The sequence below is a fragment of the Peribacillus simplex genome (genome assembly GCF_030123325.1).
GTDB lineage: Bacteria > Bacillota > Bacilli > Bacillales > DSM-1321 > Peribacillus > Peribacillus simplex_D.
On the sequence record NZ_CP126106.1, the window covers coordinates 5,048,097 to 5,070,438 of the forward strand.

Consider the following 22,342-nt stretch of genomic DNA (forward strand, 5'->3'; position numbering starts at 1 on the left):
ATACAATCAACACATTTGGAAAAATGTTCAGTGAAGGAGACATTACATGGCATCGATTCATGAGGATATGGTACAAAAGACGAAGATGCAGATACAACATCATTTTATTGCACTCGTTGAGGCAGAGGGGTTCACACATGTAACAGTGAAGAAAATTGCAGAGCGCACCAACATCAATCGGGGTACATTCTATTTGCATTACACAGATAAATATGAATTGATGGATCACTTACAGCAGGAATTGTTAAATGAACTTCAAACCCGCATTACTGCCATATTGCCGAAGGAGGCTTTCATGGCCCTTCATCAACAACAGCTTTACCCGCCCTTCGTGGAGATTTTTCAATTCATCAGTGAACATGCCCACGCTTTGAGGGCCATTCTTGGCGATCAGGGCGATCCTTCTTTTGCCAAAAAAATAAAGCGCGTATTCGGTGAAGAACTATTGGAGCGTTTGATCAGCCAGCATCCAGCAGCTAAAAATGAAGCGTTCCGCATGTATATGCACGCCTTCCTGACATCGGCGATTTTAGGGGTGATTACTGAGTGGCTGGAGAATTGCGAAGAGCAAACGGCGGAAGAAATGGCGAAAATCCATTTTCAAATCTTGAACTTCATCAGCCAATTGCGCACATTCATACAATGAACGAATCATCAAAGGCATGTTCCATCAACATACCTTTAAATCTGATTACATCTTTCCCTCCGCTTTCACCTCTGCATTTCCAACGCAAAAAAACTCATTTTCAAATAAATGAGTTTAAAAGCAAAACAAGATATGGATTTTTCGCTCAGCGTTCCCGGATAGAACAAAGGGATTTCATAATTGAATACCGCTAATGATGTTGGGATTTTAGTTGATTTACCTAAGGGAAAACAATTTTAAAAACGGATTCTTTTTCTTATCCGTTATCCTTAACTCATCCATGATGATTTGATCCTCATGATCAGCTATCCATTTCCTTAGTGCATCTTTATCCTGGCATTGTGTTAAATATGTCTGGCCACCCTTGCCTGTAGCATTAATAACATATCTATTGAACGTTTTCTCCATAATTGCCCGCCTTTTTAATAAAATGTCTTGAATCTTTAAATACGAATGCACTGCATTTTCTTTATCATTTACAAAAGAAACATAATAAATATATTTAGAATTTTGATTGGCAATAGCGTGTTCTGCTTGAAAGTATTGAATAAAGTAAATCGATGCTGGTTATCATAATTGGATTAATCGAACCTATCATAATGTGCTAACTAATATTTGTCAATACGTTTTTAAAATGTAAATGAAACGTAAATTTTCAGTCTTGTTAAAGAAATATTTTTTTACGATACAGGGGTTTACAACTGCTAAATGATGGGAGTAGAATACGTTTATCAATTTAATGCATTTCGGCCAAAACTCAAGGGAATTGAGTACGGAGGACCCAATCAATTGGGGTTAATTCTGCCTTGCAGAAGGGATGAGATCAGCTCTTTCGCCATCCTACCCGTCAGCTAACTTCGTCGGCTAAAGCGAAGGAGGTCATAAGACCGCCTATTTCGGGAGTTTTTTTGCACGCTTTTTGTGGCAAAATAACTGTTCGTTGTTTTCGCTGGTCTTTTTATTATGCCTTTAAAAAGAGGAAAGCAGATTGATGATTAAAATATCATTCAGTTTTACACAATATTTTAATAAGTAAGGATGATCATTTGAGAATGACAAAAAATTTATTGGATCCGCCAAAAATACTTGTACTCGGCTTTGCCCTCCTGATACTTATTGGGGCCTATTTATTAACCCTGCCGATTTCCACTGAAAATGGCAATGGTCTTTCTTTTCTGGATGCTTTATTCACCGCAACCTCCGCTACTTGTGTAACAGGACTTGTCGTAGTGGACACTGGATCGACTTTCACCACTTTTGGTGAGTTGGTCATCTTAACACTGATTCAGATAGGCGGTTTAGGGTTCATGTCGTTTGCGACATTTTTCTTTTTCCTTTTAGGCAAAAAGATTTCTTTAAAAGGCAGGTTACTCTTGCAGGAATCCTTAAATAATCTATCCATGGCAGGTGTAGTCAGGTTAGTGAAACGGCTTTTAATTTTCACGGCCATCATTGAGGGCATGGGTGCCATTATTCTAGCGATTCGCTTTTCTTTTGACATGCCAATCGGTAAAGCAATTTATTACGGGATTTTTCATTCCATATCGAATTTCAATAATGCCGGCTTTGATTTAATGGGGGAATTCAGGAGTTTGACCCCTTATGTATCGGATCCACTCGTAACCCTTACGGTCGTCTTCCTCATCACGTTTGGCGGAATAGGTTTTATCGTGATGAATGAAATATACGAATACCGTGATACCCATCGTTTATCCATACATACGAAGGTTGTTCTGACGACTAGCTTGGCACTTACGATTTCCGGCGCAATTTTAATCTTTTTATTCGAGTTCGGCAATGCCAAGACATTGCAGCCTTTATCTTTCATGGGTAAAACGCTGGCATCATTATTTCAATCGGTATCACCAAGGACTGCAGGCTCCAATACGCTGAATATCCCTGATTTAACTCAGCCTACATTACTGCTCATCATTTTCTTGATGTTCGTCGGGGCTTCACCCGGATCGACAGGCGGCGGGATTAAAACGACTACATTGGCGACGCTTGTCGGAACGGTCTGGTCACAGATTAAAGGAAAGGGTGATGTGGTATTATTCCGTCACCGCATTGTGAGTGAAACGATCTTTAAAGCATTATCCGTTACATTCATTGGCGTATTCATGGTTTCAATCATCTCCATTCTGCTGACCATCACTGAAAGTGGAACTGACTTCTTGATGATTTTATTTGAAGCCACTTCAGCATTCGCCACCGTGGGACTTTCAATGGGTTTGACCCCCGAATTATCACCGGTTGGCCGGATGCTCATCATTTTCACGATGTTCGCAGGCCGTGTGGGTCCTTTGACTTTGGCCTTTGCCATTACTATGAGGCGCAAACCAGATCCGTTCCGACGTCCAAAAGGGAAAATCATGATTGGTTAAACATAAATGAAGGAGTGTAAAAGATGGGAAAACGACAATATGCCGTGATCGGTTTAGGCAGATTCGGAACCAGTGTGGCCCATAGATTATATACGGCTGGCCAAGAGGTATTGGGTATTGATGTCAACGAGGAAAGAGTCGAGAATGCGGAACTGAGCGTTACCCATGCGATCATGGCGGATACGACGGAAGAAGAGACTTTGAGGTCAATCGGAATCCGTAATTTCGATTGTGTCATCGTAGCCATCGGAAATGACATGCAATCGAGCATTTTAACTACCTTGCTTTTAAAAGAGATTGGGGTCAATAAGGTCATTGCCAAAGCACTTAATAAAAATCACGGTCAGGTGCTCACCAAAGTCGGTGCCGACTGGGTCATCTATCCTGAGAGGGATATGGGGGAACGGGTCGCGAATCAGCTCCTGTCCCCTAACATGCTGAACTATATAGAGATCTCTAAAGAATACAATATCGAGGAAATCATCCTGCCCATGAGCATGAAGGGAAAAAGCCTCAGGGAGCTTGATCTACGGGCAAAATATAATATCAGCGTCATTGCCATAGTGAGTAATGGAGAAATCATCATAGGACCCTCACCGGATCAGGATATCCATGAAAATGATATGCTTTTAGTGGTTGGCAATAAAGAAGATTTAGCCGTCTTTGCCAATATTGAATAAACCAACAGATTCCGGCTCTTGCTTATATGGGCCCTGTACCCATTTTGAATGCAGCATACTTATAAATGCAAGGAGACCGCCATATGGAGGTCTTCTTGCTGAAGGTTTATAACGAGCATCCCATGCCCTGGATATGTATGTATTATTTTATCGTACTGATTGCTTGGGCAAGAGTGGACTTTATCGTCACTTTATCAAAAGGAAGTTGAAGCTTTACGGCAGTCATGGCTATTTCCGGCCGAAGTCCTGAAAGGGTCGTCTGAATACCGATCAATTGTAAGGATTCAATCAACTGCGACAGCTGGTGGGCGGATGCACCATCAATTGCATGAACGCCCGATAGGTCAATGAAAAGCCTGGTGACATTTTTTTCAGCGCATTTTTGTAATGTGTTTTCAAGCAAGGACATGCCCCTCGCCGTGTCAATATCGCCTATCAAGGGAAGCAACGCCGTGTTATCTTTAAGGGAAATGATGGGTGTGCTCAATTCATCGATCGTTGCCTGTTGGGCTTTCATGATTTTATTGGCATACCTATGATTCGCTTCCGTAAACCTCTCCATCACTTCACTGAACACCTTCACCACTATCCGGTACCAGGAATTTATTTCCGCCTGTGTATATTGATCTCCATGCAATCCCACATACCGGTCAATATAATCAAGGTATTGCCCTTGCGTTCGAAAAAACTCCCTCAATATAAAATAGATGGGTGTATTCAAATGCTGCTCATCCTGACCGATATCTTCAATCCAATCACTAAGCCGCTTAAAGAATTCCCTCTCCTCTGTAACAAAGACCTGAAAGAAACGTAAATGGAATTCATTATTTTGCTGCTTAAGCTTTTGAATCACTTTGGGATCGGATGAGCTATAAACACCCGCCTTACCGCTTTTATTCAATGTTGCGTACCAATCCTCAGTCAATTGTGCCGCCACACCCAATAAAAAGGAATATAGTTCTTTATTTCTATGCATAAACTCCTCCTATTTAGTTTTTTATAAAAAGCAATCGATAAATCTAACGCTGAAAACGGCATTGTCAGGTTATTGAAATATCAACAAAGTAAGCATCGAAGATAACCTCTTCCATACTCAAAATCTTATGCTCTGATGCCCAATGGTCCCTTCTTTCCATATACCTTCCCTGCTGCTTTTGAAACCATGCAACCACTGTTTTTCAACAAAAATTCAGTAAAACCTTCATCTACTATTCTGGTTCATCTATTATTATAGTTTACCATTTTTATTTTTTGTTAACAATTTCCACACAAAATGGACCTGATCCCAGATCCTCCGTTTAAAACCATTTCGCCTTCTCATTTCATAAATAAAGCCGTCCATAAACCTTGCACCCCGAACGTTTCATCCGATTGTTCCATTTTCCTCATTTTACGTATTTCCACCACTTCAAATTCCTTGAAGATCATTCTGAGTTTTTCTTCAGTAAAACCTAAACCGCCTTTCAGGCTTCTTTGCCTATATACCTCCCAATCTGAAAGATCTGCACCACCCAATATGCCGCCTTCGACAAAACAAGTGATCGAATACAATCCCTTAGGCCTTAGCGCCCTTTTCACCATTTCCAGATAATTGATCCTTCGATGTGGTGCAATATGGTGAAAACAACCTGAATCATACACGAAGTCATATTGCCCTTCCTCAATATCCAAATCGAATATATTCCTTTGAATGAAGTTCACGTGCACTTTCTTTTCTGCCGCCCGTTCTTTTCCCCATTCCAGGGCTGCCTTCGAAAGATCCACCGCATCAACGGAACAGCCCTTTTGAGCAAGGTAAAGGGCATTTCTCCCAGGTCCGCATCCAAGCTCAAGAACCTTACCTGGCCCAATTAACCCACCATCAAAATATGAAACCAAATTCTCATCAGGGAAATTTTCGAAAAAGGGAACCCCCTTTTCACGATCCTCATAAAAATCATTCCAGAATGCAGTTGGCTCACGCAATAACGAGTCCAGCATATTCAATAGATCTTCATAGGTTGTAATCATCTCCGACAATACCCTCACCTCTTCCCATCGTATTACGCCATTTAATTATACTGGTTTTTAGCCTGTGCCTATGTAACAGCTGCATCAAAAATACGTAACATATGGCGTTCAGACACTATTGGACCTTGTTGTTTATATAGTGGTCACTGGAATTTAAAGGCATCAAAGATGTCCTCAAACGACCTTCCAATGGTAAGATCCATTCTTACTTAATAACCCGATGAACAGCTCCTTATTCCTATTAGGGAAGACCTGGCTTTTATACATGTATGTCAAATATTACATGCTCCTTACAGCGGGTCATGGTTTAACAGACCATCCCAAGGGAACAGTGGAGTCAGGATCCTATTTTTTTAGCTCCCAGACCGCTTCTGAAACATCCCTCATCCACCTTCTATCAAATCCGTTTACTGATGATTATCTTCCTGTACATTCCATTCAGCATGATCGGTCGATCTTCTTCAATTTTCATATTCTTATCATGTCTGCTGAACAAGTCTTCAAACCGCAGGCCAATATCCGTTCCTAAAAATCGAATGATGGGCCGCAGTACCTTTTTGGGTAGTGAAAGCCGTTCATCTTTAGAAATGAACTTATCGAATAGTATGATTTTCCCCTCGCCTTTTAAAACCCTGATCATTTCCTGAAGGCATTCATCGGCATCAGGTACGACGGAAAGAATCAAACTTCCCACTATATAGTCAAACGATTCATTATCGAATTCCATATGCTGTGCATCCATCTCGAGAAAATTGATCGATGTATGATCAAATTTCTCCATCGCTTTATTTAGCATATCGGCTGACAGGTCTATCGCCGTTATCTCCAGGTCAAGGTTCTTGATCAACTCCAAATCGGCCCCCGTACCTACGCCCACAAACAGGACCTTTGCATGATCCTGGAAATGCATCTCTTCAAATATTCTTTTTCTGGCATCTAAAAAGAGATGCGAATTGAAGATTTTGTCATAGATCGGCGACCAAACCTTATAAATCACTTTATTCCACGAATTATTCAACATCCCCCCCCCCTTGCTTACTTTTTCTATAAAGCATTAAATATCCCTTCCAAGCGGATATTATTTCTGACTAATTAGTACAATTAAAAAAGTATGCGCCGCATTGATCCGCGAAATCGGACATGTTTCTTTTCATAAGGCTCTTTTCGTAAAGATTGTTGTTTTTAAAACAAAACGATTTAAGGATGATTGGAGCGCAAGTGCGAGACTCATGCGGGAGCAGCGGGACAGATGAGACCCCACAGGCGTTTACGCCGAGGAGGCTCACCGCCCGCCCCGCGAAAGCTAGCATCTGGAGGGGAAATCAGCCACACCGCTTTACTTGGTAAATAGCAACAAAGTATGCGAAAACAACCTTTCATAAAGAACAAATCATCCACGATCCATAGTAACCAAATTACCTTGACTGTCATAGTAATATGTTATAGGATATACCAAAGGAGGTGAGGAATTGGTTCAAAGACAACTATCCTCTGACTTGCTTCGCGGACATGTAGATACGATGATTCTAAAACTCCTGCAAAGTGGCGATAAATATGGTTATGAAATCAGCAAACTGATATATACGAATTCCAATGAGCAATATGAAATTAAGGAAGCGACGATGTATTCCAGCTTAAAACGACTGGAAAAGGACGGATGCATCATCTCTTATTGGGGAGATGCCACACAAGGCGGAAGAAGGAAATATTACAAAATCACCGCGATTGGGGAGGACACATATACCCAAAATAAAACTGACTGGGAGCAGGCCAAGCGAATACTTGAGCGCCTCCTATAAGAAAGGAAGATGAAAAGTGATTGAAAAACTGAATGCACATGTTCATAGCATTTTTGCCCCGTACAAAAGTGCAAAAACAGCAAAGGAATTGGAAGAAGAACTGCTTCAAAACTTACTGGAAAAATACAATGACCATAGAAGGAATGGTGCCAGTGAGCATGAAGCGTATAAGCTGACTGTGGATTCGATTGGGGAAGTATCAGAGCTCATGGAATCACTCAATCTTCAATACAATGTGCTTGAGCAGGCGATAAACATGGACTATTCCAGGCATCGATTATTGGATTCCGACTTCCGCTCGGTTTCGGTGCATGATGGGAAGTTTAATTCCTGCGATTTAAGCCGTTCTGATTTCAGCCATTCCGACCTGACGAACAGCACATTTAAAAGCAGTAATTTAAATAATTGCATCTTTGAAAACGCCAATTTAACTGGTACCTTATTTAAAAGCGCAAATTTAAAAGGCGTGACTTTCAAGAACAGCATTTATAATAAAACCCATTTTAAAGGCTGTAATTTATCTGGTCTTATATTTGATGGGGAAACATTCAACCAAACCATTTTCGAGGGATCTTCATTGAAAAAGGCATCCTTTCGCGATGCCACACTCATCAACGTTCAATTCCGGATGTCCGATTTAAAGAAAATCGACTTTACGGGAGCTTCGATGGATAAGCTCACTTACAACTTTTTATATGGAGCTAAGGTTGACCTTAGCGGCGTGACCCTCATCTAAACAAAGGAGGGTCTGACCTGACCGACAGCGATTGTAAGTTTCCACCTTAATCATATGCGTGACCGTGTTTCTGACTGCGGTCGTTTTAAACGGAATGAGCACGGGAAAATGATTAAATAAGAACCCTTTGCTAAGACATGGAACGTCTTAGCAAAGGGTTTTTTATATACTTATCATTCAACCGCCCATCCTACTATGCATGTACCTTTAGACTTCCACTTCAAATTCTTTAACGTAGACAGCATTCCCGGTGATTTCAATATCGTATGTGTCATGGTTTTTGGCAGCCGTAACGCGGACTCTGCCATCTTTCCCGATTTCATGTCCCTGTTCGATTAATAGGTGCACCTCATCTTCAAGACCATCCTTTATGTATTTTGCATAATAAGCGCCCATTACACCTGAAGCCGTTCCTGTTACAGGGTCTTCAAGCGTACCTGAAAATGGTGAGGAAAAATGCCGGGCATGCATATGGGCATCACTATCATACGTTTCCAGGCAAAAGGGATGAACTGAAGCTCTTGGCATTTCCTTTAATAATTGCGGAAACAGTTTATTGTTCGCCTTCATCCTTTTGAATGAATCGCGTTCTTTTACCGGAACCAGTAAAGTCCATAAACCTGTACTTCCATAAACTATAGGTAATTCATTTTCAAGATCATCTATATCTAGTCCGAGGGAACTGGCCAAGCTACCCTTATCTCCGCCAAACGCTTCAAACTGTGGCGCGGCCTGCTTCATCGTGATGTATACCTCTTGATCCGCGGTCGTATGGATCTTGATTGGCAATATTCCCGCTCCTGTTTCAATCATCAGCTCATCCTTATCCAGTAATCCCCTTGTCTTCAGTGCATGGATGGTAGCCATTGTTGCGTGACCGCAGAGATTCATTTCGTGTCCTGGTGTAAAATAACGGATTCTAAGATCCGCAATATCAGACTCCATGGGAAAAGAGGTCTCATTGAACCCCACCTTCAGCGCTATATCCTGCATTTCCTTTTCCGTCAGTCCATCCGCATCCAAAACCACACCTGCCGGATTTCCTTTATTCGGTTTACTACTGAACGCATCGTAATGAAAAACCCTTACCATCTTCAAATCTAACATCTCCTATTAAAGAATGGTGCTTCTCTTGAATAGTAATTCTATATCTCCATCAAAATCCCTTTTCTTCGTCCTATACTCAGTGAAACGACCATTGATTTTATCATTTCCCACCAGAAGACTCCCTCTTCAAGCGTGTGAAGTGCGAGAGCCAAACGGTAAGGGGGAGATGAATGGCAGTTGGCTTAAGCCAAAGTATTCTTTTGAGTTGGCTTGTCTCATCCCTAATTATGTTTAAAACCGGTTTATCCTTTAAGTTTTTTCCTGTACCCCTTAATGGATTGAAGAAATTTGCGACACTTCCGCCAAATGACTGGCAAGCCGAGACCCCACAGAAAGGGAGCGGATTTCTGAAATAAACTGCAACTCTTTTAAAATAAAAAAACTGCAGGCAAACTCGTATTTCTTAGAGTTTGCCTGCAGTCTGAAAAACGACTATCGAGGCCCAAGGGACCATTAATTCATTTGAGATTTATGCCATTTCCACGCACTTTCAATGATTTCTTCCAAATCTATCGATGCTTTCCATCCAAGTTCTTCATATATCTTATTGGCCGAAGCAACCAGGCGGGCTGGATCTCCAGGACGACGGTCTGCATACTCGATGGTCGGTTTCACTCCCGTGACTTTTTCACAAGTGTCGATTACATCCTTAACCGAAAATCCTTTTCCATTCCCAAGATTGTAGGTGGCCGTATCCTTCTTCCCGGATAATAGGGCTTGAAGCGCGATTATATGAGCTTCGGCTAAATCCGTTACATGGATATAATCACGGATGCAAGTGCCATCTTCTGTGTCATAGTCCGTACCAAACACGGAGATCTTCTCACGTTGACCTAATAAATGCTGTAAAATGATCGGAATCAAGTGTGTTTCCGGATCATGGCTTTCACCGATTTCTGCCGATGCATGTGCTCCGGCCGCATTAAAATAGCGCAAGACGACATAATGGAGTCCATATGCTTTTGCGAAGTCTCCTAAGATCTGCTCTACCATCAATTTCGAGCGGCCATATGGATTAATCGGATTTGTTGGCTGATCCTCATCAATCATATCAACATTCGGTATCCCATAAGTAGCTGCCGTTGATGAAAAAATGAAATTCTTAACATCATGCTTGAGCATGGTATTCAACAATGTAAGAGTTGCACCTACATTATTTTCATAGTATTTATAAGGATCTTGGACAGACTCCCCAACCAAGCTATTTGCAGCAAAGTGCATAACGGCTTTAATGGGATACTTAAGGAATATGTCATTCAAGACCGCTTCGTCACCTAAATTCCCGTCCACCAAGATGGCCTTCGAATCGACCAGCGAACGAAAACCGGTTGAGAGATTATCCAGAATGACAACCTCTTCAGTATTCACTAACTCTTTTACAAGATGACTTCCAATATATCCTGCACCGCCAACAACCAAAATCATATAGAATTTCCCCTTTTACTTTAAGCTTAAATGAATTCTTCTTATATATGCCACAAGTGTGAGGTCTAATTATAAAAACCTCCCTCAGTTTATAAGCATTTATTGAAGGTTTCCATGGCCAATCCATTATATTGGGTGTAATCAAACTTCGCTAGTTTAGGATTATCATTACTAACCATGGTAGATAAGCCCTTTTCCAGTCCATCTATGCTATTTTCGACAAGTAAACCATATTTGCCGTTTTCCAAAACGGTTCGGTTAGCCACTATATCAGTAGCCATGATTTTCATTCCTAAAGTCATTGCCTCCAATAAAACCATAGGCTGCCCTTCATAATGTGAGGAAAGAACGAAGCAGTCACATTTTTCCATGAACGAAAATGGATTTTCAAGCTGGCCCAAAAGATGAATGGAATGATTTAAATCCAGCTCATCAATGATTGCCTGCAAATCTTCCTTTAAAGGTCCTTGTCCTAAAATATATAGTTTACTATTTTTGTGTTTCTCATGAAAGCCTGCGAATGCACGAATCAAATTATCTTGACCTTTTTCAGGTGATAATCTTCCCATATTGACAAAGTTAAAATCATTTTTATCAGGATATGGAACGAATTGATTATTCACTTCCAATCCATGGACCTCCTGTACGCTTAACGCCTGTTTATCGATCCAGCCTATAGATATCCCGTCCAATAATATATGGGCATAAGTACCAAGTTGTGTAACTGCTTCTTTATCGAATTCCACGATCCGGCCATTGAAGCTTGGCCCATTTTCCAAGACCATGGCATCTTGCAGCCCATAAGGCTTATCCCAAATATTATAATCGCCCAAGTTAATTTCGGCAGTGCCGCGCACTTCCCGTTCTTTTAACAGGATTGGCTCTTCTATGACTTCGAATGCCCCCGTATTTAACCAGCCAATTTTCTTATTATCGATTTCGAAAAGGTAATAGCCGCCTTTGTTGGTTCTGTTATACTTTATGATCCTGACGATTTGCCCTTCAAAATCGATTGCCCTGCTCACTCTTTTGGCCTTGTAGTTCGGATAAGCCTTCGTCCAGATTGTATGGTCCTCCGGATTGGTTATTTTTCCGTACTTCTGATTACCCGTGTTTATTTCCTTCAGCGTCCTATTCTCGATCTTATCAATGAATTTTTTATTGTTTTTATAGTTTCTGGATATTATATACTTTCTTTTCATCATGATTTGCAGCTTGTCATTAAAGCTCATGTCTTCATTGATTGTACAATGTTCAAGCATGGATAAAGCCGAATTATCTATCCAGCCTATTATTTTATCTTTTACAGATATTCTGCTATAAATCGAATGCTGGGTTTTTGCTTCCTTATCGATTTTTACAATGATCCCTTTAAAATCATGACTGCCGGAGATTTTGTACATTCCTTCAACCTTATACGGCAACGACCAAATATAGTTCGATCGAGGTCTTACTAACCTTGCAATTTTATCCACTTCTTTTTCATAAATGATGCTGTCTGGCAACAGATCAACAGCTTCTTCACTGATCCAGCCAATGATTTGATTGTTATGGCTGAATTTGTAAAAAGTGTTCTGATCAGCATGGGCTTTTCTCGAAATCACGATTTCAGCACCTTCAAATCGTTCTTCCAGTGGAAATTGAGTGGCATTCGACATTCCCGGAAGAGTATTCCAAACATGATTATCCTTAACGTCCCTTAATATCGCCCTTGCTTTGAAGTTTTCTGTGATCAATGCCTTTTCATCATTTTCGATAACTTCAGATTCATTTGGCTCGATTTGAAGGATTTTATCCGGGTTGATCGAATTCATTACAAAATCAAACTTATCGTAGTCTGCATACTCCAATAGATTCTTTCGGTTTAATTCCATCGTTCCCTCAGAAACACTTACAAGCTTATCAAATCGATTGTATACCGAAAAAATCCCCCGTAGATTAATACGGTGAGGTCTCTTTCCATTAATGACTCGCTCACTATCAGAAAGCAAATCATTATGCATATAACAAACTTTCTTTTTTGCATCTGCCGCCAGCAGATATTTAGCCCAATAATGGCTATAACCGCTAAAATCGATAACAAAATCAAACTTCGTTTTACCGAATAAACGGGCATGCTCCCTAATATAGGCATTTTCCGGGTAAAGCTTCTTCCCTAAGAACCCTCTTTCCCCTCTGTTATGGATGAATTTATCTTTGTAGACTTCCAAAATTTTATACACAGGCAAACCAGGTTTGAATAGAAAACGCACATTCTTATTAACCTTGCCCATATTTTTCAAAACCTCGTGCGAGTGAGGAGTGGCAGTAAAACAGCTGACATCATATTTATCATAATCAATATTATTCATTAAGTTAAGGAAAGAGGAAGTAATTCCGTTATCCCTCAATCCACCTGGATAAATCAATATTTTTTTCTTAACGGAATCAAAGCCGGTAATTGTGTTCAGTTGTTTCGTGGACTTATTGAAAATATTTTTGACTATTCTCTCTGTTACTTTTCCATCCTCATGGTTCGTGAATTTTTCCTGCATTTTTTTATATTTATCGGAATATCTCAATCTCACATTTTTAATATCTTTAATGGCCAGTGCCAATTCTTTTGAGTTAAAAAGCATCGGTCCCGGGAGTTCGTCATTTTGGAGATATTGTCCCCTTTGCTCAGCATAAACGTCCGTATCCCATGTGTAGAACAGAATTGGCTTATCGGTAACAAGGTAATCGAAGAAGATGCTGGAATAGTCCGTGATAAGCAAATCGACGGCAGCAAGCAATTCATTTGTATCCACATGGTCAGGTATTAGTCGATCCTTGATTTCCGGATGCTTGGCAGCTTCTTTATATAGAAATGGATGCACCTTAATGAATAGGTTATATCGTTCACCGATTTGGCCTTGTAAATAATTAATATCTGCAATGATTTGAAGAAGATCGTTATCCACTTTCGCCAGATTCGTCCCCTTCCAAGTCGGGGCATATAAAATACTTTCCTTGGCATCGCTGATTTTCAAACCTAGAGTCCTTAGATAATCCTTATACTCCCCCGGATCCGTGTTCAGCGTCAAATCGATCCTTGGGTATCCTTCTTCTATAATTTCACCTTTATACAATCCATTTAACTTATAGCTATGTGTAAATATGTTGGTAGTATGGGCATTGGGGCTCAAAATGAAATCCGCACTTAAAAAGTTCCTAACGACGTTTTGAGAGACCGAAGGGTTACCGGGTATATCAAAGCCCATATTCTTAAGGGGCGTTCCATGCCAGGTATTGATGTAAATTTGATCGCCTTTAGGGATGAAAAAAGACTGGAATGTGGAGTTATTGATTAAATACTCACTTGTAGCCAACCATTTTAAATATTCCTTTGAATTACGTTGAACGAATTGAACATTCGGCATATCCCTATACTTCGCCATTACACCTGAGAGGACACTGAAATCCTGGATGGACCAAATGTGCATGAAATCTTGATAGTCTTGATTTTCCAGCATATATTTAAACATCGCGTATGGACTGTCAGTCATACTGTTTCCATCACGACTCTCATATAGAATTGTGTTTTTTTGCACGCTTAATTTCTCATAATACTTTGCATATCTATTTACACGCTGATGATTTTCCTTTAAAAAGAAATTGGCGATAGGCTGTTTAAGGAAATCGACTTTTCTTTTTATTACCTTCTTATTCACTAAATAGGCATCCCCTTTTATGGATTTATATTCACCATTCAAAATTATGTTAGCCTTTCATTAACCAAAAATAACAACTATGAATGATCAATAGTTGGAGATTTTTTAAAAATTACTCTATTAAATTCAAAGTTTTTTTGTCCACTGCCTTGTGCAGTTCGAGGATATTTTCCATTACTTTTATGATATCGTCCCTTAAATCAGGACGTTGCAGGGCAAATTCAATGGTCGTTTTCACAAAACCATCAACAACACCGACATCAAAGCGTTTTCCTTCAAAGTCATAAGCAAAGACTTTTTGGATTTCATTCAGTTTTTGGATGGCATCCGTTAACTGGATTTCACCGCCAGCTCCTGTTTCCTGCCTGGCCAGGAAATCGAATATTTCCGGAGTCAGGATGTATCTTCCCATGATGGCTAAATTGGAAGGTGCCGTTCCTTGTTTTGGTTTTTCGACAAAACGGTTCACTTCGTATCTTCTGCCTTCTTGCGTAAGAGGGTCAATGATGCCGTATCTATGTGTTTCGCTCTCATTTACCGGCTGAACACCAATGATTGACGAACCTGTCGCATCATATTCGTTGATTAATTGGCGTAGGGAGGGCACATCGCTTTCCACGATATCATCGCCTAATAGGACGGCAAAAGGCTCATCACCAATAAAATTACGTGCACACCAAACAGCATGTCCGAGTCCTCTCGGTTCTTTTTGCCTAATGTAGTGGATATTAGCTAAATTGGATGGGTATCGCACCTTCTCCAATAAATCGAATTTCCCTTTTTCACTCAAGTTATTCTCTAGTTCATAGGCATTATCAAAATGATCTTCTATCGCTCGTTTATTCTTTCCTGTGACGATGATTATATCTTCAATTCCCGCTTTCACGGCTTCTTCTATAATATATTGAATAGTTGGTTTATCGACTATTGGCAGCATTTCTTTAGGCATTGCCTTCGTTGCGGGCAAAAATCTAGTTCCCAATCCCGCTGCAGGAATAATCGCCTTTTTAACTTTTTTCATACTTTGTAACTCCTTCACATTAAGATAAATCTACAAAAAACACCATTTTTTTCTGAATCATCCTTTTTATAGTAACATAGACTTGTTTATTGTAAATATATTAACAGAAAAAATACCCTTCTTTTGTAAATGCAACCATAATTTTGACTACCATTCAATACAATATCCCGTTTTCTTCTTGAAAAAAATAAGGCCATTCCCCGATATTTCAGGAAAAGGCCTTATTTTTTTTTCACTATATGACCAATAGGTCCAAGGACCTGATTATTTAGGTCCACTTATCATTTCAGTCGATCTTAACAAGTCGTCTGCATCCGGATTTGTTGCAATCAACAGCCTACCTATAATTCATCCATTTCAACGTAAAAAAAGTGGACGTCACCACAAGGAGCGACGTCCACTAAATTATTCAGCTTCGGCAACAACGGTAAAGCGTTGGTTGATGTGCTTTGGAATTTCAATTTCATCAAGTACTGCAAGGGCAAAATCGGCATAACTTACATAGCTTTCACCCTTTGAATTTACAAGAAGATTGTCTTTTCCCAGTGTATACACACCTGTTCTTTTTCCTTGCGGATCAAAGAAGGCGGAAGGACTGATGAAAGCCCATTGGATGCCAGTGGCATTTTGTAAATCCCCAAGGTTCTTGGATTGATTATAGGCTGTTGCATAGTACTCTTTAGGGAACTCAGGCGTATCCAATACGCGGATTGTTTTTGCCTCGTCAACGAAAAGGCTTCCAGCTCCGCCAACAACGATCAGTTTAGTTTGAGGAGCACCCTTCATAGCCTCAATCAAGATTTTTCCTGCCTCGACATGCAGCTGTTCTTTCCCTGGAGCAGCGCCAAATGCATTCACCACCACATCGAAACCTTTAATATCTTCAGCTTTCAGATCGAATACGTCTTTTTCCAGTACGGAAACTCCTTGAACTTGGACTTTAGCTCCATCCCTGACAATGGCCGTAACATCATGTCCCCTAGTCAATGCTTCCTTTAAAATCAGACTTCCAGCTTTTCCGCTCGCACCAATAATGCCGATTTTCATTTTAAATTCCTCCTATATATTGTTATTGAAACTTTAATTGTAACTTAATCACTTACATGTAATAATATAAGTTACAGGTTGCTATTTTGTCAACTTTATTATTTAGAAGAGTTCGGAGATATATTCGAGTTTCGGAGGTATATCCGATTTATCGTCGATATATTTCTATTTCCGGAGATATATCCTGGTTTTTCGTCGATATATTGCAGATTTCGGAGATATATCCCAATTTTTCGTCGATATATTGCAAATTTTGGAGATATATCCTGTTATTTCGTCGATATATTGCAGATTTCGGAGATATATCCCGATTTTTCGTCGATATATTGCAATTTCCGAAGATATATCCTGTTATTTCGTTGATATATTCAATTTCCGGAGGTATATCCTGATTTTTCGTCGATATATTGCAATTTCCAGGGAAATATCCTGATTTTTCGTCGATATATATAAAAAAAGCACCATTCTTTTTAGAATGGTGCGCTTAAATTACATGCTGTTTTTCTTTTTCATTAGCAGTCCCATGCAGATAGTGATGAGAGTAAAAGCAATAAAGGCCAAAAACGGGATCGTGATGAATCCTAGCCAATTTATATACTCACCTGAGCAGGGAACACCGCTTTGGCACATTTCGAAATGCTTTAGTGCTGGGATTTTTTGCAGACTATAGTGATACCCTGACACCACCATGCCCAAAATCGATAATGGAAGGATGTATCGGTAAATTTTCAGGTCTTGCTCATAAAAGGCACGGCCCAATAAAATAACGAGCGGGTACATCAAGATCCTTTGATACCAACAAAAGGTACAGGGTACATAATGAAGAATCTCACTAAAGTAGAGACTTCCAGCAGTGGCGATGATCGATAGGATCCAAGAAAATAATAGTGGCTTGTTCATCACTATTTCTCCTTCGCTGCATCATCAACCATTTTCTCTAAATCATCAATTGTATTTCCTTCAAACTTCTTGCCATTGACAAATAAGGAAGGCGTCCCAGAAACGCCCAATTCGTCGGCCAAATCCATATCTTTGTTCCATTGATCCTCGGAATTACCGGCTTTAAAGGAGGAAACTACCTTTTTCACATCTTTGTCATTAGCGATTTCTTTCAATGTTTCTTCTAAGAATTTATCCGTAAACACATCTTCCTTTTCATATTTCAGGTCCTCTGGCTGCTTATCGTACAGAAGCTCATGGAATTTCCAAAAGGCATCATTTCCCAATTCCTGATAAACACTTTCCGCAAATTTAGCGGATCTGGTTGAATCGACGTTAATGAACGAATAATTCATGAAATAAAATTGCGCTTTTCCTGTATCAATCAATTCACTTTGTATAGAAGGAAAGAATTGCTCCTCGAATGTCTTACATACTGGACATTTATAATCACCAAATTCCACTATTTGGACAGGTGCTGATTTTTCACCTAAATAAGGCTGTGATTTATAATCGATTTCATTAACGGCTGTATCTTCGTCCTTCCCATTTGCCAAAAATATAAAGCCAATAATGATTACAGCGATTAACCCAATCATCCAAAACGTGAATGCAGAAGATTGTTTTTGATTACCCTTTTTTTTATTAGCCATCATATACCTCCATCACTTGTAGTTGTGTCGATATTTCTTCTCCAGCCATAGCGGCCGATTTCGGTTCCCCCTTCCTCTTGCTTTCACCTGTAACTGATTCATTTACACGTTATAATATAAGTTTCACCATGCTGGTTTGTCAATTACACATACTTTTTATTTTTGCCTTTGCAGAAACGGCGTTACTTGACAAGGATACGGTTAATGGATAAATATTATTCTTGCAGGCCATTATAACTTGTAACCACTTGAATTACACGTTAAATAATTTATACTATATAAGAATAGAGATTTTAAAGGAGAGAAAAAAGAGATGTCCATCAGTACCCGCTTTTCCGTAGGAATCCATATATTATCTCTTTTAGAAATAAACAAAGAAGGCGTTAACACTTCTGATTTTATTGCAAAAAGTGTAAACACCAACCCAGCCTTAATCCGAAAAATCACCGGCATGCTGAAGAATGCTGGTTTAGTGAACGTTCGTCCGGGTATCGCCGGAGCAACATTGGCCAAGGAATTATCGGATATCACTTTGCTTGATGTTTATCAGGCTGTCAACGTTGCCTCCGATAAAGAATTATTTGGAATCCATGAAAATCCTAATCCAGCATGCACTGTTGGAAGAAATATACAAGATACAATAGAACCCATCTTTTCAGTTGCGGAACTTGCCTTGGAAAAAGCATTGGGAGTGGTTACGATCGAGGATGTCGTTAGGGATATTATGGAAAAGGATAAAGCCAAATAGCAAAAAAACACATGAGTCTGACTCATGTGTTTTTTGCCGTTTTTCTTATTTATACTTAGGAACTTCAATCGTCAATTTATAGGAATCTAGTAAACTATACAAATTATAAATCTGTTTCACTTGTTTTGTTGCCCAGCCAATATCAGTCGCATACTGGTGTGAAGCATATCCATATTTCTCTGCAGCTGTTGGATTCCATCTCATTTTGTAAAGCGTGTCCTGTCCAGCAGAGATATATCCTTTGGAGATGAATTCGGCACCGCCTATGATGGCCGCCACCGGAGTGAACCAGCCAGCATTATAGGCGTATTGAGCGCCGCTGCTTAGCGCCGTTCCGTCAAATGCTCCCACTCCATACATATTATAGACCGTTTTCCCGTTAACCTTTACGCCAGTCGCTAACGGTGAAGTGCCATTCCCGGTCTCCAGCAAAGCATGTGAAATCAGGTAGATTTCATTGACCCCATATTTCTCCCCTGCCGCAGTGAAGGTTGCAGCTTGGCCTTGCAGAATCCCTTTACCTGAAAGGATTCTATTATTCACTTCAGAAACGTCCATGTTGGTGACTTGAGAGAGCTTGACGAATTGGAATGATTTTACTGGATCATTCACAAAATTATTCGGGTTTAGATTATATTCTATATCTTCCGGACTGGCATTTACCCATGTCTTGTTATAGTCCACCTCATACCAATAGTATCCGTCAGAGCCCTTTACCTTTGATTGAATATTCAATGATTGATTATTGCTGACAGGACCGACTACCCAATAATTAGATCCAGCTCCGCCTCTGACACGCCATCCGGTTCCTTTAACCGTACCTTTTGTAGAATTGATTAAAGTTAATCCATCTTCACGTATGTAGGTTTTATAATTTTTATCCGTTTGACCATTTACGGCCATTTGAATTTCAACCATCTTTTCCATCGTAAGATCATACTCTTTATCGATCCTGATTATCGATCCATTCGAACTTCCTGGACCTTCCGGTGCTTTGACCGTTAAATATTGCGTACTGACATATCCCGTTTTTCCATTTGCCGTGACTCTTGACCAGCCATTAGTTTCTGAATACACCGTTACGGCCGTATTGTTTACAAGCTTGGCTATAATTGAAGCGGAAGCTGATGCTTGTGACCGCATATTCAGACTGGAGCCATCATTCACATTTACATATTTAACTAACGTGCTTTCTTCTCCGTCCGGATTCAGCCCCGGTAAAGAACCAGGCTTCGTTGCTGATAGATATTGCGTACTGACATAACCTTCCCCGCCATACGCTTTAACTTTTGACCAGCCATTTGATTCCGAGATGACTTCTACCTCTACACCCCTTGCCAATTTCACAATGACGGAGGCACTTTCTGACGGCTTATTCCGCATATTCAGTGAACCCGAGCTGACATTTACATATTTCGTTGTCGTTTTTTCAGGTATGGATGGTTTGGAGTCCATTTCAGGTTTTGTCGTTGAGAGAAAGTTAGTACTAACATACCCTTCCATCCCATTGGCCTTGATCTTCGCCCAACCTTTGGATTCCGAATAGACCGTCACTTCCGTTCCTTTTGAAAGCTTTGCGACTATGCTCGCGCTTTCCGACCCGCTTTTTCTCATATTGAGCATTCCAGAGCTTACGTTTACATATTTCGTCGTCGTTTTTTCAGGCGTTACTGCCGTTGATCCCGTTCCTGGTTTTGTTGTCGATAGATATTTGGCACTGACATGTCCGTCTTTTCCATTTGCTTTGACTTTGGCCCAACCTTTGGATTCCGAATAGACCGTCACTTTCGTTCCTTTTGAAAGCTTTGCGACTATGTTCGCACTTTCCGACCCGCTTTTTCTCATATTGAGCGTTCCAGAGCTTACGTTTACATATTTCGTCGTCGTTTTTTCAGGCGTTACTGCCGTTGATTCCAATCCTGGCTTTGCCGTCGATAGATATTTGGTGCTGACATATCCGTCCTTTCCATTGGCTTTGACTTTCGCCCAGCCATTGGATTCCGAATAGACCGTCACTTTCGTTCCTTTTGAAAGGATGGCGACTATGCTTGCGGTAGTTTTTCCGCTTTTTCGCATATTGAGGGAACCCGTGACATATTTCGTTATCGTTTTTGCAGGTGTGGCTGACGTTGATCCCGATCCTGGCTTTGAAGCAGACAGATATTTGGCGCTGACATATCCATCCTTTCCATTGGCTTTGATTTTCGCCCAGCCATTAGCTTCCGAATAGACCGTCACTTTCGTCCCTTTTGAAAGGATGGCGACAATGCTTGCGGTAGCTTTTCCGCTTTTTCGCATATTGAGTGAACCTGTACTGACATTCACATATTTCGTTGTCGTTTTAACCGTTACCGCAGCTTTTGTTACCGTTCCTGGCTTCGTTGCCGATAGATACTTGGTACTGACATATCCTTCTTTTCCATTGGCTTTGATCTTCGCCCAGCCATTGGACTCCGAATACACCGTTACCTGTGTGCCTCTTGTCAGCTTTGCGACTATGCTGGCACTGTCTGTCCCGCTTTTCCGCATATTCAGTGAACCTGTGCTCAAATTCACATATTTCGTTGTCGTTTTAACCGTTACCGCAGCTTTTGTTACCGTTCCTGGCTTCGTTGCCGATAGATACTTGGTACTGACATATCCTTCTTTTCCATTGGCTTTGATCTTCGCCCAGCCTTTGGACTCCGAATACAACGTTACCTGTGTGCCCCTTGTCAGCTTCGCGACTATGCTGGCACTGTCTGTCCCGCTTTTCCGCATATTCAGTGAAGCTGTGCTCACATTCACATATTTCGTTGTCGTTTTAATGGTTAATGCAGTTTTCGTTAAAGTCTTTGGCTTCGTTGCCGATAAATACTTGGTACTGACATATCCATCTTTTCCATTGGCTTTGATCTTCGCCCAGCCTTTGGACTCCGAATACACCGTTACCTGTGTGCCGTTTGCCAGCTTTGCAACTATGCTTGCATTCTCCGTCCCGTTTTTTCTCATATTGAGCGAACCGGAACTTACATGTACAAACATGACGTCCTCAATACTGGCCTGGTCCGCATGTAGTGGAGCTGCAGATATTTTTTCTTCGAAAGCAACTGTAGACAACACTGCAAAACAGAAAGTTGGTAAAATTAATTTCTTCATCTCATTCTCCCTACTAAAGAATTATATTTTTAACATTTATTTAGATATCGGTTAAAATCGGTATAATAATATAGGCACATGTGCTCATTCGCTTAAAATATATCATATTCCTTTAGATCTACAGGGAGATAAAGCAGAATGTATCATAATAGTAAACTTATAGACATTTTAGTAATAATATAGAAATATTTGCAACGAAGGGTACCTGGCAAGCAAATGATGAATATAAAGTATATTGATATAATTACTTACCACTCAAATTAATGCTTATGAGACGAGCATCTTTCTTCATTTACTGAATATACATAAAGGGTGAG

General features: G+C 40.3%; 18 protein-coding genes and 1 riboswitch. Of the genes, 6 read left to right on the plus strand and 12 right to left on the minus strand.

All coding sequences use genetic code 11. The features are described from left to right. Positions 1-46: 46 nt before the first annotated feature. Positions 47-646: a TetR/AcrR family transcriptional regulator gene (locus QNH43_RS23945; RefSeq protein ID WP_283915989.1), complete on the plus strand. Its 600-nt coding sequence runs from the start codon at positions 47-49 to the stop codon at positions 644-646. Positions 647-862: 216 nt separating this feature from the next. Here QNH43_RS23945 and QNH43_RS23950 read toward each other — a convergent pair whose 3' ends face one another. Further along, complete coding sequence (locus tag QNH43_RS23950; RefSeq protein ID WP_076370632.1) at positions 863-1,054, minus strand: hypothetical protein; 192 nt, start codon at positions 1,052-1,054, stop codon at positions 863-865. Between the two features lie 330 nt (positions 1,055-1,384). Beyond that, a riboswitch (cyclic di-AMP (ydaO/yuaA leader) is annotated at positions 1,385-1,527 on the plus strand. Between the two features lie 171 nt (positions 1,528-1,698). On the opposite strand from QNH43_RS23950, the gene QNH43_RS23955 reads away from it, so the two are divergent. Both QNH43_RS23955 and QNH43_RS23960 read left to right on the plus strand, forming a co-directional pair. Continuing rightward, the gene (locus QNH43_RS23955) at positions 1,699-3,030 is read left to right on the plus strand and encodes a TrkH family potassium uptake protein (protein WP_283915990.1); all 1,332 of its coding nucleotides are present in this window, start codon (positions 1,699-1,701) and stop codon (positions 3,028-3,030) included. 23 nt (positions 3,031-3,053) lie between these two features. Then, positions 3,054-3,710, plus strand: coding sequence for a potassium channel family protein (locus tag QNH43_RS23960; protein ID WP_283915991.1), 657 nt, complete (start codon positions 3,054-3,056; stop codon positions 3,708-3,710). A gap of 142 nt (positions 3,711-3,852) precedes the next feature. Here QNH43_RS23960 and QNH43_RS23965 read toward each other — a convergent pair whose 3' ends face one another. From QNH43_RS23965 to QNH43_RS23975, 3 genes are all read right to left on the minus strand, one after another. Beyond that, positions 3,853-4,686, minus strand: a complete 834-nt coding sequence (locus tag QNH43_RS23965) for an STAS domain-containing protein (protein WP_283915992.1) — start codon at positions 4,684-4,686, stop codon at positions 3,853-3,855. Positions 4,687-5,027: 341 nt separating this feature from the next. Continuing rightward, positions 5,028-5,720 carry a class I SAM-dependent methyltransferase gene (locus QNH43_RS23970; protein WP_434060215.1) on the minus strand — a complete coding sequence of 231 codons (693 nt, stop codon included), beginning with the start codon at positions 5,718-5,720 and terminating at the stop codon, positions 5,028-5,030. Positions 5,721-6,117: 397 nt separating this feature from the next. Next, entirely contained in the window at positions 6,118-6,738 is a 621-nt protein-coding gene (locus QNH43_RS23975) for a class I SAM-dependent methyltransferase (RefSeq protein ID WP_283915994.1), read from the minus strand. Between the two features lie 502 nt (positions 6,739-7,240). Between QNH43_RS23975 and QNH43_RS23980 the strand changes: the two genes are divergently transcribed. Further along, entirely contained in the window at positions 7,241-7,519 is a 279-nt protein-coding gene (locus tag QNH43_RS23980) for a PadR family transcriptional regulator (RefSeq protein ID WP_397222812.1), read from the plus strand. Positions 7,520-7,535: 16 nt separating this feature from the next. After that, positions 7,536-8,255, plus strand: a complete 720-nt coding sequence (locus tag QNH43_RS23985) for a pentapeptide repeat-containing protein (RefSeq protein WP_076370206.1) — start codon at positions 7,536-7,538, stop codon at positions 8,253-8,255. Positions 8,256-8,462: 207 nt separating this feature from the next. Here the strand turns inward: QNH43_RS23985 and QNH43_RS23990 are convergent, their stop codons facing one another. The 7 genes from QNH43_RS23990 to QNH43_RS24020 form a co-directional block, all read right to left on the minus strand. Continuing rightward, positions 8,463-9,353: a PhzF family phenazine biosynthesis protein gene (locus tag QNH43_RS23990; RefSeq protein WP_283915996.1), complete on the minus strand. Its 891-nt coding sequence runs from the start codon at positions 9,351-9,353 to the stop codon at positions 8,463-8,465. A 462-nt stretch (positions 9,354-9,815) separates the two neighbouring features. Beyond that, positions 9,816-10,787: a UDP-glucose 4-epimerase GalE gene (gene galE / locus QNH43_RS23995; protein ID WP_283915997.1), complete on the minus strand. Its 972-nt coding sequence runs from the start codon at positions 10,785-10,787 to the stop codon at positions 9,816-9,818. Positions 10,788-10,876: 89 nt separating this feature from the next. Then, positions 10,877-14,479: a CDP-glycerol glycerophosphotransferase family protein gene (locus QNH43_RS24000; RefSeq protein WP_283915998.1), complete on the minus strand. Its 3,603-nt coding sequence runs from the start codon at positions 14,477-14,479 to the stop codon at positions 10,877-10,879. Between the two features lie 112 nt (positions 14,480-14,591). Beyond that, the gene (galU, locus tag QNH43_RS24005; protein WP_283915999.1) at positions 14,592-15,500 is read right to left on the minus strand and encodes a UTP--glucose-1-phosphate uridylyltransferase GalU; all 909 of its coding nucleotides are present in this window, start codon (positions 15,498-15,500) and stop codon (positions 14,592-14,594) included. A 405-nt stretch (positions 15,501-15,905) separates the two neighbouring features. Continuing rightward, positions 15,906-16,547 (minus strand): NAD(P)-dependent oxidoreductase, encoded by a 642-nt coding sequence (locus QNH43_RS24010; RefSeq protein WP_283916000.1) that lies wholly within the window; start codon positions 16,545-16,547, stop codon positions 15,906-15,908. A gap of 489 nt (positions 16,548-17,036) precedes the next feature. Next, positions 17,037-17,447: a disulfide oxidoreductase gene (locus QNH43_RS24015; RefSeq protein WP_076370194.1), complete on the minus strand. Its 411-nt coding sequence runs from the start codon at positions 17,445-17,447 to the stop codon at positions 17,037-17,039. 2 nt (positions 17,448-17,449) lie between these two features. Beyond that, positions 17,450-18,139, minus strand: coding sequence for a DsbA family protein (locus tag QNH43_RS24020; RefSeq protein ID WP_283916001.1), 690 nt, complete (start codon positions 18,137-18,139; stop codon positions 17,450-17,452). A gap of 313 nt (positions 18,140-18,452) precedes the next feature. Between QNH43_RS24020 and QNH43_RS24025 the strand changes: the two genes are divergently transcribed. Beyond that, positions 18,453-18,887, plus strand: a complete 435-nt coding sequence (locus QNH43_RS24025) for an Rrf2 family transcriptional regulator (RefSeq protein ID WP_076370190.1) — start codon at positions 18,453-18,455, stop codon at positions 18,885-18,887. Positions 18,888-18,932: 45 nt separating this feature from the next. On the opposite strand, the gene QNH43_RS24030 is transcribed toward QNH43_RS24025, so the two are convergent. Then, on the minus strand, positions 18,933-22,025 hold the full coding sequence (locus QNH43_RS24030; RefSeq protein ID WP_283916002.1) for an SH3 domain-containing protein: 3,093 nt from the start codon (positions 22,023-22,025) through the stop codon (positions 18,933-18,935). Between the last annotated feature and the right edge of the window lie 317 nt (positions 22,026-22,342).